Annotated in this window: 17 protein-coding genes; 7 read left to right on the forward strand and 10 right to left on the reverse strand. The window is 57.0% G+C overall.

The window, feature by feature from the left end; genetic code table 11:
- Positions 1 to 20 precede the first annotated feature (20 nt).
- From AAC620_RS02355 to AAC620_RS02365, 3 genes are all read left to right on the forward strand, one after another.
- Positions 21 to 473, forward strand: a complete 453-nt coding sequence (locus tag AAC620_RS02355) for an RbsD/FucU family protein (RefSeq protein WP_340242635.1) — start codon at positions 21 to 23, stop codon at positions 471 to 473.
- A 9-nt stretch (positions 474 to 482) separates the two neighbouring features.
- Entirely contained in the window at positions 483 to 1,403 is a 921-nt protein-coding gene (locus AAC620_RS02360) for a ribokinase (RefSeq protein ID WP_340242636.1), read from the forward strand.
- Between the two features lie 69 nt (positions 1,404 to 1,472).
- Positions 1,473 to 2,480: a LacI family DNA-binding transcriptional regulator gene (locus AAC620_RS02365; RefSeq protein WP_340242637.1), complete on the forward strand. Its 1,008-nt coding sequence runs from the start codon at positions 1,473 to 1,475 to the stop codon at positions 2,478 to 2,480.
- Here the strand turns inward: AAC620_RS02365 and AAC620_RS02370 are convergent.
- The 3 genes from AAC620_RS02370 to AAC620_RS02380 are packed head-to-tail and all read right to left on the reverse strand — an operon-like array spanning position 2,470 to position 5,637.
- On the reverse strand, positions 2,470 to 3,606 hold the full coding sequence (locus AAC620_RS02370; RefSeq protein ID WP_340242638.1) for a Gfo/Idh/MocA family protein: 1,137 nt from the start codon (positions 3,604 to 3,606) through the stop codon (positions 2,470 to 2,472). The genes AAC620_RS02365 and AAC620_RS02370 overlap by 11 nt on opposite strands.
- An 18-nt stretch (positions 3,607 to 3,624) precedes the next feature.
- Positions 3,625 to 4,515 (reverse strand): sugar phosphate isomerase/epimerase family protein, encoded by an 891-nt coding sequence (locus tag AAC620_RS02375; RefSeq protein WP_340242639.1) that lies wholly within the window; start codon positions 4,513 to 4,515, stop codon positions 3,625 to 3,627.
- Between the two features lie 18 nt (positions 4,516 to 4,533).
- Positions 4,534 to 5,637, reverse strand: a complete 1,104-nt coding sequence (locus AAC620_RS02380) for a Gfo/Idh/MocA family protein (protein WP_340242640.1) — start codon at positions 5,635 to 5,637, stop codon at positions 4,534 to 4,536.
- A 115-nt stretch (positions 5,638 to 5,752) separates the two neighbouring features.
- On the opposite strand from AAC620_RS02380, the gene AAC620_RS02385 reads away from it, so the two are divergent.
- The 3 genes from AAC620_RS02385 to AAC620_RS02395 are packed head-to-tail and all read left to right on the forward strand — an operon-like array spanning position 5,753 to position 8,424.
- Positions 5,753 to 6,730, forward strand: coding sequence for a PfkB family carbohydrate kinase (locus tag AAC620_RS02385; RefSeq protein WP_340242641.1), 978 nt, complete (start codon positions 5,753 to 5,755; stop codon positions 6,728 to 6,730).
- A 12-nt stretch (positions 6,731 to 6,742) separates the two neighbouring features.
- Positions 6,743 to 7,600 (forward strand): 5-deoxy-glucuronate isomerase, encoded by an 858-nt coding sequence (locus AAC620_RS02390; protein WP_340242642.1) that lies wholly within the window; start codon positions 6,743 to 6,745, stop codon positions 7,598 to 7,600.
- Complete coding sequence (locus tag AAC620_RS02395) at positions 7,597 to 8,424, forward strand: class II fructose-bisphosphate aldolase (RefSeq protein ID WP_340242643.1); 828 nt, start codon at positions 7,597 to 7,599, stop codon at positions 8,422 to 8,424. The genes AAC620_RS02390 and AAC620_RS02395 overlap by 4 nt, the downstream gene beginning before the upstream one ends.
- Here the strand turns inward: AAC620_RS02395 and AAC620_RS02400 are convergent.
- The gene (locus AAC620_RS02400) at positions 8,421 to 9,491 is read right to left on the reverse strand and encodes a fatty acid desaturase (protein ID WP_445322422.1); all 1,071 of its coding nucleotides are present in this window, start codon (positions 9,489 to 9,491) and stop codon (positions 8,421 to 8,423) included. The two genes, AAC620_RS02395 and AAC620_RS02400, sit on opposite strands and share 4 nt — an antisense overlap.
- 155 nt (positions 9,492 to 9,646) lie before the next feature.
- On the opposite strand from AAC620_RS02400, the gene AAC620_RS02405 reads away from it, so the two are divergent.
- On the forward strand, positions 9,647 to 10,417 hold the full coding sequence (locus AAC620_RS02405; protein ID WP_340242645.1) for an SDR family NAD(P)-dependent oxidoreductase: 771 nt from the start codon (positions 9,647 to 9,649) through the stop codon (positions 10,415 to 10,417).
- Between the two features lie 30 nt (positions 10,418 to 10,447).
- Here AAC620_RS02405 and AAC620_RS02410 read toward each other — a convergent pair whose 3' ends face one another.
- From AAC620_RS02410 to AAC620_RS02435, 6 genes are read right to left on the reverse strand one after another with little or no spacing between them, the layout of a single operon-like run.
- On the reverse strand, positions 10,448 to 10,648 hold the full coding sequence (locus tag AAC620_RS02410) for a hypothetical protein (protein ID WP_340242646.1): 201 nt from the start codon (positions 10,646 to 10,648) through the stop codon (positions 10,448 to 10,450).
- A 3-nt stretch (positions 10,649 to 10,651) separates the two neighbouring features.
- Positions 10,652 to 12,565: a bifunctional 5-dehydro-2-deoxygluconokinase/5-dehydro-2-deoxyphosphogluconate aldolase gene (locus AAC620_RS02415; protein WP_340242647.1), complete on the reverse strand. Its 1,914-nt coding sequence runs from the start codon at positions 12,563 to 12,565 to the stop codon at positions 10,652 to 10,654.
- 28 nt (positions 12,566 to 12,593) lie between these two features.
- Positions 12,594 to 13,520: a MurR/RpiR family transcriptional regulator gene (locus tag AAC620_RS02420; protein ID WP_340242648.1), complete on the reverse strand. Its 927-nt coding sequence runs from the start codon at positions 13,518 to 13,520 to the stop codon at positions 12,594 to 12,596.
- On the reverse strand, positions 13,502 to 14,623 hold the full coding sequence (locus AAC620_RS02425; RefSeq protein ID WP_340242649.1) for a Gfo/Idh/MocA family protein: 1,122 nt from the start codon (positions 14,621 to 14,623) through the stop codon (positions 13,502 to 13,504). Before AAC620_RS02425 ends, AAC620_RS02420 begins: the two co-directional genes overlap by 19 nt.
- On the reverse strand, positions 14,613 to 15,596 hold the full coding sequence (locus AAC620_RS02430; RefSeq protein ID WP_340242650.1) for a hydroxyacid dehydrogenase: 984 nt from the start codon (positions 15,594 to 15,596) through the stop codon (positions 14,613 to 14,615). Before AAC620_RS02430 ends, AAC620_RS02425 begins: the two co-directional genes overlap by 11 nt.
- On the reverse strand, positions 15,596 to 16,417 hold the full coding sequence (locus AAC620_RS02435; RefSeq protein WP_340242651.1) for an HpcH/HpaI aldolase family protein: 822 nt from the start codon (positions 16,415 to 16,417) through the stop codon (positions 15,596 to 15,598). Before AAC620_RS02435 ends, AAC620_RS02430 begins: the two co-directional genes overlap by 1 nt.
- Positions 16,418 to 16,491: the final 74 nt, after the last annotated feature.

A 16,491-nucleotide genomic window follows, 5' to 3' on the forward strand; every position in this document is an offset into this window, starting at 1 on the left:
CGAGAAAAAGGGGGGGTATCATGCTGAAAGGAATTGATCCAAGGCTTAATGCAGATGTTTTGCATGTTCTGCGCATGATGGGGCATGGCGATGTTCTCATCATTGCGGACACGAATTTTCCATCCGACTCGGTTGCCCGCGCCACGGTTTACGGCAACCTGTTGCGCATGGATAACCTCACTGCTGCCGAGGCGGTCGAGGCGGTTCTTTCGGTCATGCCCCTTGATACTTTTGTTGATGATTTCGCAGGCCGCATGGAAATTGTGGGCGAGCCTGACACAATCCCCGCCGTTCAGGCCGAGGTGCAGCAGAAAATCAACGCTGCCGAAGGGGCGGAGCGGCCCATGATCAGCATTGAGCGATTTGCCTTTTATGATATGGCGCGGCAAAGCTATGCTGTAATTCAAACGGGCGAGCGGCGTTTTTACGGCTGCTTCATGCTGCGCAAAGGCGTGATTGGCCCTGACGCATAGGGGAAATGGATGTCTAAGGCGATTGTGATTTTGGGCGTATTTGTGGCTGATACGGCCTATACCGCACCGCGTCAGCCCGTGATGGGCGAGACGCTGATTGGGTCACGTTTTGTGTTGGGGCCAGGTGGCAAAGGGTCGAACCAATCGGTCGCGGCGGCTAAGGCGGGCGGGGATGTGCATATGATCACGCGGCTTGGCCAAGATGATTTTGCCAAGATGGCGCTTGATCTTTGGGCCGAGTGCGGTGTGACCCCCCATGTCAGCCACCATCCCGAAAGCTATACGGGGGCTGCCTATATTTTTATCGAAGAAGGCAGCGGCAATAACGCGATTATCGTCAGCCCGGGTGCGGCAGCACAGATTGCGGTTGCTGATCTTGAGGCGCGCGCCAGCGTCATCAACGCCGCAAAGGTTTTCATGACCCAACTTGAACAACCTTTGTCCGCTGCAAAGCACGGGTTGAGCATGGCGAAATCCGCGGGCGCGCTTACGATCTTAAACCCCGCACCTGCACAAGAATTGGGGCGGGATATCTTGGGCCTTTGTGATTATGTGACGCCCAATGAGATTGAGGCGGAGCAGTTGACAGGGGTAAAGGTGACCACCTCTGAAAGCGCGCAATTGGCCGCGCAAAAATTGCTTAATCTTGGTGCCAAGGCTGCGGTGATCACCTTGGGTGAGCAAGGCGCCCTTTACCATGATGGGCAGCAAACCCTGCACCAACCCGCCTTTAATTGCGGCGCGGTGGTCGAGACAACGGGCGCGGGGGATGCGTTCAATGGCGGCTTTGCTGTGGCGCTTGCTGAAGGGCAGGGGATCGAGGCCGCGTTGCGCTTTGCTTGCGCGACTGCAAGCCTGTCTGTCACCCGCCAAGGCACGGCGCCGGCAATGCCAACCCGCCCCGAGATTGAGGCGGTCGTGTCCTCGTAAGTCGCGCTTTGTGATTGCCGCGCTTCCCCGCTTTGGGTCATAGTCAAACGCGGAGAGGGGACGGGTTTGATGCGCAAGGCGAAAATCACGCTTAGGGATGTTGCGGCAAAGGCGGGGGTTTCACCCTCTGCCGTGTCGCGCGCCTTTACCGATGGTGCATCTGTTTCGCCTGCGATGCGCGCGCGGGTCGAAGCCGCCGCCGCTGCCCTTGGCTATCGCCCGAACGCCTTGGCCTCATCCCTGACAACTGGACGCAGTAAGCTGATTGGCTTGGTTGCGAATAATTTTCAAAACCCTGTCTTTCTTGAGATTTTCGATCAGTTCACCCGTGGCTTGCAGCAGATGGGGTTGCGGCCACTATTGGTTAATCTCAGCGATGTGAGCGATATTGAACAAGCCGCCGCAATGCTGCGGCAATATTCAGTTGATGGGGTGGTGGTGGCCTCATCCACCTTGCCCGCTGGTTTGGTCGAGCAATTCTATGAAGAGGGCGTTCCTGTGGTTCACGCCTTTGGTCGCCATGATCCGCAGGCGCGGGTCAATGTGGTGGGCATTGATAACCACGCTGCAGGCCGTTTGGCGGGCGAGACATTAATCGCGCGCGGCTATCGCGAGATCGGGTTTCTGGGTGGGCCAGAAGGGGCCACCTCAACCCAAGATCGTTTGGCGGGTTTCCGCGCGGCCCTTGCAGAGGCAGGGCTTAGCTGCCGCGCGCGCTTTGTGCCCGCCTATCGGTTTGAGGCGGGGCAGGCGGCTATGTCCGCCGAACTGTCAGCGGGGCCTGCGGAGGTTTATTTTTGTGGCGATGATATTCTATCCATAGGCGCTATGGCCGCGATCGGCGCGGCAGGTCTAGGCTGCCCTGATGATATTGGCATATTAGGGCTGAATGATATGGCAATGGCCGCGTGGCCCAATATTCGCCTCACCACGATTGCGCAGCCGATTGAGGCGATTGTGGGGGCGGCGTTGTCGCTTGTCGTGCGCCTGAGTGAATACCCCAGCCCGCAGGCTGAGGCACAGATGTTTCCTTGTCATTTGGTCGAACGCGCCAGTTTGCGTGCGCTTAACCCCTGAACATGGGCGGGCGGGCCTCCTGCCACGCGCCGTGATCCTTGGCTGAGGCCACCGCCGCATAAACAGCCGCCAGCGAACGACATCCATCTTCTGCCGTTGGCAACCCATCACGGGCCTGACCGCGAATGGTATCGGCCAGATCGCAGTAAATATTGGCCACAGCCAAGGGAAACCCTTCGGGATGTGCAATGGCGACACGGCTGAGCCGCGTGGCCTCGTCATGCAAGCCCCCTTCGCCCTTTTCGATGATCTCCGTGCGCCCGCCTGTGCGGGTATAGATCAATTGATTGGGCTGCTCAGACGCCCATCTTAACCCACCTTTTTCGCCAAAGACCTGAATGTCGAACCCGTGTTGACGGCCAATCGCAACCGAAGATGTCCAGAGCCGCCCGACAGTGCCCTTGGACATACGGAAATTCACCATTGCGTCATCTTCGAGCACGCGCGATGAAATTGTTGAGGCGAAGTCAGCGGACAACGTGGTGACGTGATCATCACAAATAAACCCTGCCATATGCAGCGCATGGATCCCACAATCAGCAAACTGCCCAGAAACACCCGCCATCGCAGGGTCATAGCGCCACCGCACGCGTGGGTTATCTGCATCTTCCGCATCGCCGTGATGGCCATGGCTAAAATTGGTGACGACCAACCGAATGTTGCCCAATTCGCCCGCGCGCACCATGGCACGCGCCTGACGGATCATCGGATAGGCGGAATAGCAATAATTCACCGCGCAAATTCGGCCATTGGCGCGGGCGATTTTTACGATTTCTTCGCCTTCTTGGACTGTCACCGTCATGGGCTTTTCGCAAAGAACATTAAAGCCCGCTTCAAGAAAGGCTTTGGTGATTTCAAAATGCGTGGAATTTGGCGTGGCCACAGTCACGAGATCAACACGATCCTCGCGGGCGCTTTCCCCTGCCAACATCTCGCGCCAATCGCCATAGGCGCGATCAGCGGCAATTCCCAGACGCTGTGCATAGGCGCGACCCACATCCGCGCGGTGATCCAAAGCGCCTGCCACAAAGTCAAAATGCCCGTCCGCCTGTGCGCCTAAGCGATGTGCAGGGCCGATCTGGCTGCCTTCGCCACCACCGATTAGACCCCATTTCAGTTTTGTCATGATTTGATCTCTTTTCGCTTAAAAACCAATGGATTGCAGGTAGGCGCGGTTGGCGCGTGCGTCATCAATGGGGCGCACATCTAGGGTTGGGTCGCAATCTTGCTCGACTGTGCACCAGCCTTCAAAATTTGCATCCAAAAGAACCTTGCGCACTGCCTCAAAATCTACATCGCCTTGGCCGAGGTTGCAGAAAATCCCCTGTCCGCAGGCCTCATAAAACCCTGTGCGATTGGCAATCACATCTGCCTTAACCTTGGGGTCTATATCCTTGAAATGCATATAGGAAATGCGACTGACATATTTTTTCATGAAGGCCACAGGATCAAACCCCGCATAGGAGTGATGGCCCGTGTCAAAGCAGATTTTCAAAAGGCCCTCATCAACCTCATCAAGCAGGCGGATCAATTCAGGTTCAAAATCCATAAATCCTGCCGCATGGGCGTGGATGCCAACCGTTAGGCCATAGTCTTCGGCGCCAATCCGCGCGCTTTCTACGATGCGGTCGCGAAATCCAGTCCATTCAGCCTGATCCATCTGCGCCGCCTCATCAGCGCGGCCCGCCGTAGGGGCGCGGCGCGGTGAGATACTGTCGATAATCACCAGATGCTCGGCCCCATGTGCCTTGAGAGCGCGGGCGGTGCGATGCGTGGCATCGAGCACATCCTCCCATGCGTCAGGGTCGTGATAGGGGCGGAAAATCACGCCGCCAATCAAGGTGAGGTCAAATTCATCCAGCGCCTCGCCCAAAATTGCGGGATCTTCGGGCATAAAGCCAACAGGCCCCAGTTCAATCCCGCGATAGCCCGCCTCGGCGCAATCCTGCAGGACTTTGCGCCATGTTGGATTGCGGGGGTCATTTGCAAATTCAACACCCCAAGAGCAGGGCGCATTGCCGATTTCGATTGTCATAATGGGTTATGCCCTCGTTTAAACAGATGAAATATCGCACCACGCGCCTTGATCGCTTGAGGTGATTACGGCAGCAATCACGCGGTTCACATCGTGACCATCGCGGAAGGTGGGCCAAATCGCCTCGCCCGTTTCAATCGCGCGCAGAAAATCACGGGCTTCGATGATGATTTGGTCTTGATAGCCCGTCCCATGACCTGGCCCTTGGCAAAAGGGCAGATAATCAGGATGCGCAGGCCCCGTTAAAATCTTGCGAAAGCCGCGCGTGGCCTCTGGCCCTGTCATCTCATAGAGCCAGAGCGCGTTTTGATCTTCCTGATCAAATCGAATGGCGCCTTTGGTGCCTGTGATCTCGTAAGCATAGCCCATTTTGCGGCCAGTCGCGATGCGCGAAGCATAGATTTGCCCCATGGCCCCGTTTTCAAAGCGACACATGAACTGCGCATGATCGTCATTGGTCACCACGCCTTCGGGCCGTGATGTGTGGACGGTTTCATAAACCCCCATGACCGATGCAATAGGCCCCATCAGTGCAAGGCTTGCGTTGATGATATGCGGGGCCAGATCCCCCATTGTGCCATTGGCCATTCCCGATGTGCGCCAATTTGCAGGCAGGGTTGGATCGGCCAAAAAATCCTCGGTATGTTCGCCGCGAAACCATGTGATTTGGCCAATTGCCCCCTGTGCAATCAGCGCGCGGGCATATTGGCTGGCAGGGGTGCGGATATAGTTGAAGCCAACCATATTGGCGACACCTGCGGCCTCTGCCGCGGCGACCATAGCCTGACTTTCGGCCAAAGAAGCGCCAAGGGGTTTTTCGCATAAAACAGGTTTTTTCGCCGCGAATGCCGCAAGCGCGATGTCGTGATGTGTGGTTTGCGGCGAGGCGATGATAATGGCCTCTACCTTTGGATCATTGACCAACACGCGCCAATCATCGGTCGCGCGGGCAAAACCATATGCGGCGCGATAGGTTTCTGCGCTTTTTGTGCTGCTCGCGCAGACCATTTCCAAACGGGGCCGCAGCGTGGTGTTGAACACCGCACCAACGGCAGACATCGCCACGGCATGGGCCTTGCCCATATAGCCGCCTCCGATAATTCCTATCCCAATTTCTGACATGGCGGCCCCTCGTGAAATGCACTTGCAAGCGGTTGCAAAAGAAGTAGCTTTGAACGCATAGTCATGCAAGCACGATTGCAGTGCAAGCAAGGTCACGAATGAGGGGCGGGGGCCAGTGTCCGAACTATCCGCGCAATTACACAATGGGATCGCAAAAGGTAGTTTCGTGGTTTTGGGCCGCGCGGGCATGGATCTCTATGCCGATCCGATTGGGGTAAAGGCCGAATTTGGCGAAAATTTTCGGGCCGATCTTGGCGGGTCGTCTGCGAATATTTGCGCAGGCCTCTGTAAATTGGGGATGAAAGCCGCGCTTGTGACTTCGCTCAGCGATGACACGGTGGGGCGATTTATCCGAAACAAGCTGATCCAGTATGGCGTGGATGTGGGGCATATCCGCACCTTAGCGGGGGAATACCGCTCCTCCTTGGCGGTTTATGAATCGGTGATGGAGGATTTTCAGGTCTGCATCTATCGCAACAATGCAGTCGATTTTCAGGTCACGCCTGAAGATGTTGCCGATATTGACTATGGCCGCTTTGGCGCGCTTGTCACCGCAGGCACGGTTTTCGCAGCGGAACCTTCGCGTAGCGCCACCTTTGCCGCGTTTGATTTGGCGGAAAAAGCGGGCGTGCCGATTATATTTGATATTGATTATCGGCCCTATTCTTGGCCCTCGCCAGACGTTGCAGCCGATGTTCTGACCCGTGCGGCAGACGCATCGGCGATGATTGTCGGCAATGACGAGGAATTCGGATTTATGGCAGGCGCCTATGAGCGCGGTCTTGACGCGGCACGGGGCTTGGCCGCGCGCGGCAAATTGGTGATTTACAAAATGGGGGCCGAAGGCGCGATCACCATGACGGGGGATCAGGAATTTCGCACAGGCACCTATCCCGCCACGCCGCTCAAGCCTGTTGGGGCGGGTGATAGTTTTATGGCCGCAACTCTTGCGGCCTTGGCCAATGGGGCAAGCCTTGCCGATGCCGTGGATCAAGGTGCCGCAGCGGCGGCCATCACTGTCTCGCATCCAGGTTGTGCGGGGGCCATGCCCGACCGCGCGACCCTATCCCAATTCATCGAAATTCATCAGTAAAGGAGGGGCCCGATGCATATCCCACCCCATGACAACCGAAATAAACCCATCGTGGATGTTGATCACGATTTGGTGCCGCTGAATTATTTCAACATCGTAAAGCTGAAAAAAGGCGAGGTATTTGATTATCAAGTTGCAGGATATGAGACTTGCATCGTGCCTGCTACGGGCAGTGTCGATGTGGATGTCGATGGCGCGTCCTATCCCCGCCTTGGCAATCGCGGGGTCGATGTTTGGGATGGCGAACCTGAGGGGGTGTATGTTCCCGTGGGCGCGCGGGTGCGGATCACATGTGTCAGTGACACGACTGAAACCTTCATTGCGGGGGCCAAATATGACAAGGTTTTGGAGCCGTTTGATGTGCGCGAGGCAGAATTAGATGTGATCCAATACGGATCGGATGACACAAAAACGCATCGCAAGATCAAACATATCCTCGGCACGAAATACGCGGATAAGGTGGGGCGGCTCTTGGTGTCGGAATTGTTCACTGTAGGGGCAGGGGGATGGTCAGGCTTTCCCAGTCACAAACATGACACGGATAGAACAGATGACGCGGGCGAGATCATCGAAACCCGTCATGATGAAACCTATAATTTCCGCTTCCGCCCGAATTACGGGTCGGGTGTGCAAATGTTGCAGCGGGTCGATAATGAGGTGGGCGAAGCCTATCACATCATGGATGGCTCGACCATTTTGCTTGATAGCGGCTATCACCCTTGCGCCGCGTTGCCGGGCTATGAGATGTATTACTTCACCATTCTAGGCGGGCTGAGCCAACGCTCGCTCAAACAATATTTCCAACCAACCCATGCCGAACAGATCCACACGATCCCAGGCATTTTGGATATGGTGGCCAAGTTTAAATGACCCGCGCGACCCTCACCGATGTCCTGACCCCTGCCTTGGCCCAAGGTTATGCGGTGGCAGGCGTGGTCTGTTTGGGCTGGGAAGACGCGCGCGCCTATACGCGCGCCGCTGAATTAGAGGGGCTGCCCATTATTTTGCAGGCGGGCCCGGGCGCGCGGGCGCATATGCCGATTTCGGTTTGGGGGGCGATGTTTGGCGAATTGGCCGAAAGCGTTTCGGTGCCCGTGGTCAGCCATTTGGATCACGGCACATCACTTGAGGATTGCGCCGCAGCAATAGCGGCAGGCTTTTCCTCGGTGATGTTTGACGGCTCGGCGTTGCCCCTGTCGCAAAACATTGCCCGCACCGCCGAAATCGCAGAGATGGCCCATGCGGCGGGTGTCTCGTGTGAAGGTGAGATTGGGTATGTCGGCTATGCGGATGGGGCAAAATCGCGGGGCACAGACCCTGAGGAGGCTGCCCGATTTGCCCAAGAGACGGGCATAGATGCAATGGCGATTTCCATCGGGAATGTGCATTTGCAACAAGAAAAGCACAAAGGTCTGGATCGCAACCGCCTTGCTGCGATTGAGGCGCTTTGTGACATTCCATTGGTAATTCATGGCGGCTCAGGCGTGCCTGTGCGAGAGCGTCAAGATTTGGCGCGCATGTCTAAGATTTGTAAATTCAACATCGGAACCGAATTGCGCATGGGGTTTGGTGCGGCCTTGTCCCATGTGATGTCAGAGCAGCCTGCCGAATTTGATCGTATCAAAATCCTTGGTCAAATCGAGGAAGCCTTGGTCGCACTGACCCGTCCCATTTTGCGCGCGCTGAAACCCTAAACCTCCAGATCGTGCAGATGCGCCTGATAGGGTTTGGCAGTTGGGGGTAAGGTTTTCTCAATCCGATATTCGGGGTCACTCAGCTGCATTTTCAGCGCATGTGCCACCTCGCGCAGCCCATCGACAAAGCCACGATTTGCAGGCGGCAGATCATGTTTGATCACCTCATGCAGGGCGGGCAGATTGTGATAGGGCACCATGGGGAACATATGATGCTCAACATGGTAATTCATGTTCCAATAGATGAAACGGCTGATAGGGTTCATGTAAACGCTACGGGAATTGAGGCGGTGATCAAGCACGTTATCGGCCATGCCGGTGTGCTGCAATAACCCCGTCATGATCAGATGCCATGAGCCCAAGAGGGCAGGGCCAACGCCCACCAACATCAACGGCAAGATCGACCCCGTGATCGGCACCAATGCCAAAACCACGGCGCAGATCGCAAGCCAAATCTGCGCAATCACCTGCGCCTTTTTCCAATAACGGTCAGGGGTGAAACTGCGTTCTTCTTTGTTCAGCCCATAAAGGGCGTGGCGGAACGTGGCCTTGAACCCATCCCATGTATGGCTGCCAATAAAGAGCCATAGAACCTTAAATATTTGCGGCGGGCGCATGGTGATAATTTCGGGATCACGGCCCACGATGATCGTGTCGGTGTGGTGGCGGGAATGGCTCCATCGCCACAAGACAGGATTACGGAACAGCATGAAGCAGGCGATGTGATAGACCACGGCATTCATCCAAGGGGTTAAGAACGCCGTGCGATGACCTGCCTCGTGCCAGCGGCTATCTGCGCCTGCGGTGTAAAATGTGGCATATATCACCCAAAAGGGCGCTGACCACCATGACCCCCACAGCATGATCCCGCCCGTGGCAGAGGCGATCAAGACCGCGAAATAAAGGATCGTATCACGAATGGCAGGCCCATCTTTGCGCTGCATCAGGCGGCGCATATCCTCGCGCGGGATATCCGAGTGATACCACTGCGCGGCAGCCAGACCCTTTTCCTCTGCCTCGACCGCAGATGCGCCAAGCAGGCTGTAATCACGGGTGATCTTGTTCACGGGCATCCTCCCTTATGCACGCCTTTACAGATGCAACCATTGCCACTCATTTCTGTCAATCCTTTCCACGAAGAACCGCTTTGCGCCTTGCCGCCAATAGGGGCAGCGGTTAGGTTTTGCGCGAAAAGAGGCATTGCCAAAGGAGGGGCAGATCCATGGGTCAGATTGATCAATCACAATTCGCCATATATCCAAGCCTAAAGGATAAATCCGTCTTTGTTACGGGCGGTGCATCAGGGATTGGCGCGGAAATCGTCAAGGCTTTTGCAGCGCAAGGCAGCCGCGTTGGTTTTGTCGATATTGATGCCAAAGGCGGTGCAGCCTTGGCCGCCGAATTGGGCGATACTGTGTATTTCGAGCAATGTGACCTGCGCGATATTTCTGCATTGCGGGCAGCCTTCAAATCATTGGCCGAGGCCTGCGGGCCTGCACATGTTTTGGTGAATAACGCCGCCCGTGATGATCGTCATGATTGGCGGACAGTCGAACCAGATTATTGGGACGAGCGATATGCAACGAACCTGCGTCATATGTTTTTCGCCATTCAGGCCGTAGCGCCCGCGATGATTGAGGCGGGTGGTGGCTCGATTATCAATTTTGGGTCGAACTCTTGGATGCAGGCCAGCGGCGATATGCCCGCCTATACCAGTTCCAAATCGGCGGTGCACGGCCTGACCCGCACAATGGCGCGCGATTTGGGGGATCACCGCATTCGGGTGAATACGGTCGTTCCGGGCTGGGTGATGACAGAGCGGCAAAAACAGCTTTGGGTGACGCCTGAGGCCTTGAAAGAGGCGCTCGATCGTCAATGTCTGCCCGATGAGATCGAACCCGTTTATCTCGCGCGGATGGTTTTGTTCTTGGCCTCTGACGATGCGGCCATGTGCACCGCAAATAATTACATGGTCGAAGCTGGATCAATCTAAGCGGCCAAGGGGGCGGCAGATTTGCCGCCCTTATTCCTTGCTTGGGACATCTTCCCACAGGACAAAGAAATTCCACCCGCAATAGACCGCGGTGGCCGCGATGAATGCGGCCCACCCATAGGTTTGGTTCCAAATCTCGACCCCTGTCCAGAGGCAGAGAAATATGGTCAAGGCCACCCGCCGCCACAGCGGGTTGAAAATGGGATCAGCAAGGGTTTTATGCGCGGCCATCTCTCACCCTTTTCGGGCCTGATCCCACAGCGCTGACAAGCTGCGATAGCGATCTGCCATTTGCGAAATTGCCTGCGCATCGCTGATTTGCCCCGTAAGCCACGCGCGGGCTGCATCGCCAAAAATTGTGCGCCCCACTGCAAACCCTTTGACCAAGGGCTGACGGGCGGCGAAGGCGAAACTTGCGGCCAAATCATCGGCGGGGGCATCAAGGCCCAAAACCAAAATCCCCCGCGTATGTGCATCGTTTGCCGTGATTGTTTGGGTCACAGCCCCCCATGAGGCGTCATCGGCAAAAGGTTCCAATTTCCACCAATCGGGAAAGATGCCGGCATCGTAAAAGCGTTGGATCACGGCGGGGGTGGTTGTCTGATCCACTGCGCCGCGTTTTGAGGGGATCACCTCAAGCAAGAATTCCAACCCATTGCGGCGGGTCGCCGCAAAGAGGCGGCTGACGGTGTCGATCTGGTTTTGCCACAGCGCAGCGTCATCTTGGGGATGGCAAAAGCACAGGCATTTCACCACGTGATTGCGCGGCCACTCCTTAAGCCCGCCGAAATCAGGGCCAAGTTCAGGTTCAAGCACCAAAGGGCAGGAGCCCGGCCATTCCACAGGGCGGCCAATCCAAAGCGGGCTGTCAGAGGCCGCCTGCAAGGCAGAGCGACCCAATCGGTTGTCGCATAAAATGCCATATCCCGCCCGATCATCCGCCACAACGCGCGCCGCCTCAAGGCATAGCTCTTTGAACGCATCAATCTTGGCGGGGTTTGCCCCCTCCATCTCTTCAAGTTGCATACGATGGTCAAACGCAAAGATGTGCATATCGGGCAAATCTGGCCCCCGATTGGTGGCCCAATGAACCTGCTCTAACGGCCCATCATTGCGCAAGTCGGGCCGCGTGATCCCGCGTGCGAGGAAGAATTGCAGCTCCTCCCATGACGGGTAGGCGGGGGTGCAGCCATGACGAGACACCGCAAATGCGCCGCAGGCATTGGCGTATTTTAGTGCGGTCGCCCAATCAATCTGATCCGTGGGGCAATCAAGCCACCCTTTGATAAGGCCCGACATAAACCCGTCCCCCGCGCCAAGCACGTTGAACACCTCAATCGGAAACCCCTGACCTGCGATCCCGTCATCAAGGCTTGTAGGGATCTCGCCTGTGATTGCCACGGCCCCTGCGGCCCCGCGTTTGCACACCAATGTGGCACCACTGACCGCTCGCACGGCCCGCAGCGCCGTCAGCGTATCGGTGCTGCCGCCTGCAATGTGAAATTCTTCCTCCGTGCCCACGATAAGGTCAAAGAGATGCAACGTTGATTGCAGTTTGGCCGTAACAGCCGCGCTTTCCACAAAGCGGCTTTCGCCATCGCCATGCCCTGCCACGCCCCAGAGGTTCGGGCGATAATCAATATCAAGGGCGGTGCGGGCACCCCCCTCGCGGGCTAAGCGCAAGGCTTTCAATACCGCGGCTTCGGTCTGTGGATGGCTGAGATGCGTGCCTGTTGCCACAACTGCGCGGGCGCGTGCGATGTAGGCGGGGTCGATATCGTCTTCGCACAGCCCCATATCGGCGCAATTCTCGCGATAGAAAATCAAGGGAAAGCGTTCTTGATCACGGATCCCCAACAGCACCAATGCGGTCAGGCGATCGGGATCGACTTTGATGCCCTCGATATTAACCCCTTCGCGGGTCAATTCTTCGCGAATAAACCGCCCCATATGCTCGTCACCCACACCCGTGATAAGGCCAGATTTCAGCCCCAAACGCGCTGTGCCTGCGGCCATATTGGTGGGTGAGCCGCCAATATATTTGTCAAAGCTGCGCATATCCTCCAAGCGGCCACCGATTTGGGCGCCGTAAAGGTCAACCGAAGCGCGGCCAATTGTAATGACATCAAGGTCTTTTTTCACGCTCATTGCGGATCTTTCCTTTAGAAGTCGGGGTTCAAGTGTCTTTTTGGGTCACATGGGGGATCAGCGGTGCCTCTGCCCCCTTTTGTAAGCGCGCCGCTGTCGCCACGACCAAAGCCTGCGCCACGCACATAGGCGCGGCCAAGGAGCGGGAGAGGCTTTGCTGATATTCGGGCACTGCGAACAGGATCTTTGCCGATTTTGCGAGGGGCGATAGGGTCGTGTCGGAAATGGCAATCACATCATGCCCCTCCGAGGCGGCCTGATCGACAATCTGTACAACCTCATTGGCGTAGTAGCGAAAGGATACAGCAAAGAGAACGTCCCGCGGCCCCATACTGCGCGCCATATGGGTGGCAAGGCCACCGCTGGCATCCAGAAGGATGCAGCGTTTGCCAATCATGGTCAGCAGATAGCGCATCAGCAAAACCACGGGTGAAGATCGATTTTGTCCGACCAAATAAATGGTTTCGGCCCGCTCCATCAGCTTGGCGGCGGCGGCCATATCAACGCCTGAAATCTCATCAACCAGACCTTCGAGCGAAGCAATGTCTTGCACGATCATCTCGCGCAGGAATCCGATTTCCGAGATATCATCGCGCGCGGCCATGCCATCACGCAAGGATTGCACGCGCGCCCCAAATCCAGGCGCCGCCGTCTCTAGGCGTTGTTGGAATAGGGCCTGCACATCCCGAAACCCTTTATACCCCAAGGCCTGCGCAAAGCGCACGAAACTCGAGGCATGCACCCCGCAGCTTTCGGCAATCGCATTGACCGAGCGCACCGCCACATCATTGGGGTTCTGCGTCAGATAGAGCGCGATGGCCTGATAGGTGTTGCTCATCGCGCTATGACGTTCATGGATCAGGCGGATGAACCCCTCATAGGTATCAGGCGGCGGGGCATCGGTGAGGGGAGTGTTGTGATCCATCACGCCCCCGATCAGACTGTCGCGATCCACGCCTCGGATTTGGCCGAGGCTTGGATGGTTTCAACCAGATATTGAATGCGCAACCCTGCACGGAAGTTAAAGGGTTCAGGCGCGCGATCTGCGATGGCATCAAGATAGCCTGCGATCTCAATCGCCTTGAGGTCGTTAAAGCCAATCTGATGGCCCGGTGCCACACAGAATTGCCCATAGGGCGGGTGATCTGGGCTGGCCTCGATTTTGCGAAACCCCTGACGGCCTGTTGCGTCATCGGTGTTGTAGAAATGCAGTTCGTTGAACCGCTCGCCCGTAAAGATGAGGGCGCCTTTGCTGCCATAGACCTCGAAATCATGCTGCATCTTGCGGCCCGTGGCGACCCAATTGGCCTCAATCGACCCTGTTGCGCCATTTTCAAACCGCAAAAAGGCGCGCCCGATATCATCGACCTCGATCTTGCGGGCGGATCCCGTGGCATCCTTGCGGTGGTCAATCATGGTGACGCAATCCCCCATAACGCGGGTGATTGGCCCCAACAGATATTCCGCCGTGGCCAAGGCATGGCTGCCAATATCGGCCAAGGCCCCGCCGCCCGCAGGATCATGACGGAAGGAATAGGGCGCGCTTGCATCACGCATATAATCCTCGGCATGCACGCCGCGATAGCTGCGAATGTCACCCAATTCGCCGCCCACAATCATCTCGCGGGCCAGCGCCATGATAGGGTTGCACAGGTAATTGAACCCAACTTGGGTTTTGATCCCTGCCGCCTCTGCCGCAATGGCCATCTCCTCTGCGTCACGCGCCAAGGGGGCCAAGGGCTTTTCGCAATAGACATGCTTGCCCGCCCCAATCGCTGCCATGGCCATTTCTTTGTGCAGCGCATTTGGCGCGGTGATATCGACCACATCTATATCGGGGTTTTCGATTAAATCCTGCCACCGATCTGTGGCATGGGCAAAGCCAAACCCTGCGGCCGCGGCCTGAGCCCCCGCAAGCGTGACATCGGCCAGCGTGTGTAATTCCACCTCATAGGGCAGATCAAACACGCGCGCAGCGGTGGCAAAGCCAAACACATGCGCTTTGCCCATAAAGCCCGATCCAATCAAGCCAATGCGAAGTTTCGGTTTAGCTGCCATTGATTGCCTCGTGATTGACAATGAGCGCAGGATCAATCCTGCCTTCGATAAAGTTCAGCGCGTTTTCCACGCAGGCGCAGGCCATACGTTCAGCTGCCTCATTGGACAGCCCGCCAATATGGGGCGACAGGATCACCCGCGGATCCGAGAAAAGCGGGTTATCAAGGGCAGGGGGCTCGGATTGGAACACATCCAACCCTGCCGCGGCCACCGTGCCATCCTTGAGCGCCGCCAACAGGGCCGCCTCATCGACAACGCCACCGCGCGCCGTGTTGCAGATCACAACGCCGCGTTTCATTTTCCCAAAGGCATCGCCATCCAGCAGCGCGCCCTTGGCGGCGGGGATATGCACCGAGATGAAATCAGCCTCAGCCAAGGCTGCGGATAAATCTGTCACTTCTTGCGCGGCCCCTTCAGGCCATGCGCCCATTTGGGAAAGATAGGGATCATAGGCGGATATACGCATGCCAAACCCATCGGCCATTTTCGCCAAACGCAGCCCGATGCGGCCATAGCCGATAATCAACAGGCGTTTGTTATACACTTCACGCGCGCGCAAAAGATCACGCCAGTTCCACTCAAACCCTTCGCTGCCAAGCGTGGCGAAATGCGCCTCTAGCGCCTGTTTCGCGCCAGCAAGCATCATCATCATGGCCTGCTCGGCCACGGAGATAGAATTCACATCCCCCACAATGGCCAAGCCAATTCCGCGGGCCGACAATGCATCTACATCCACCGCGTCATATCCCACGCCGTGGCGCGAGACGATTTTCAGGTCTGGTGCAGTTGCAATCATCTCGGCCGTCAGGGGTTGTGTGCGCAGCACAAGCGCATCGGCCTGCGGCAGATAGGGCAGATAGGCCGTAGGTGCGGGATCGGTCACATAGGTAACATCCACGCCCTGCGTTTTTAGCCGCTCAAGCAGCGCCTCACCTGTCGGGTGAAGCGCCCCTGCAACCAAGAGCCGTGTCATCAATAGCCCCCTTTGCCAGCACCTGCGCTGTCCGAACCACCGGCGCGGCCCACAACCTCATGCCAGCCTGTGACCGCCGCGCGGGCTGATTGCGCCAAAAAGCGCACATCGCCCCCAACAGTGGTGAGGCGATAGCCCCATTCAATGGCGCGGGCCGCATAGGCGGGGCTGCCGCAATGCAGGCAGGCGGCGATTTTGTTCTTGCGACATACGGCGGCGATTTCCTTAATCATCGCGATCATCTCGGGTTCTTCGCGGTCAAACCCTGGGGGCAAACGCCCCGCTTGGGTGCCGAGGGTCAGATCAGCAGGGCCAACATAAATACCGTCTAGGCCTGGTGTGGCGGCGATTTCCTCAAGATGTTCCATGCCTGCCGCGGTTTCGATCATGGCAATGGCCAGAACCTGCGCATTCGCGTCTTTGACATTGTAACTGGGGTCGGCAATCACCGCGCGGGTCGGGCCATAGCTGCGCTGCCCATGCGGGGGGTAGCGCAGATAGCTGACGAATTCTTCTGCTTCGGCGCGAGAATTGACCATGGGGCAGATGATCCCCTCAACGCCCATATCCAAGGCCTTCATGATCCAACTGGGGTCACGCCACGGCACGCGGGCCATGATCGTGGGGCCTGCATTGCGCAAGGCCTGCACCATCGGCAAAGCCATGCCATAATCCAACGCGCCATGCTGCATATCAATGGTGATGCTGTCAAAACCCTGCGCCGCCATGATCTCGGCGGTAAAGCTAGAGCCGATGGAACACCACCCATTCAACGCGGGCTGATCCCCTTGCCATAAGGCCTTGAGTTTGTTTGCTTTCATTTCTAACCTCCCCATGACTGCGGTCGCAATTTGGGGGAATCCCTCGCCCAAAGTTTAAGCAAGCGCACAGTCTT

Origin of the sequence: Roseobacter sp. HKCCA2468 (genome assembly GCF_037805105.1) — a bacterium.
Lineage (GTDB): Bacteria > Pseudomonadota > Alphaproteobacteria > Rhodobacterales > Rhodobacteraceae > M30B80.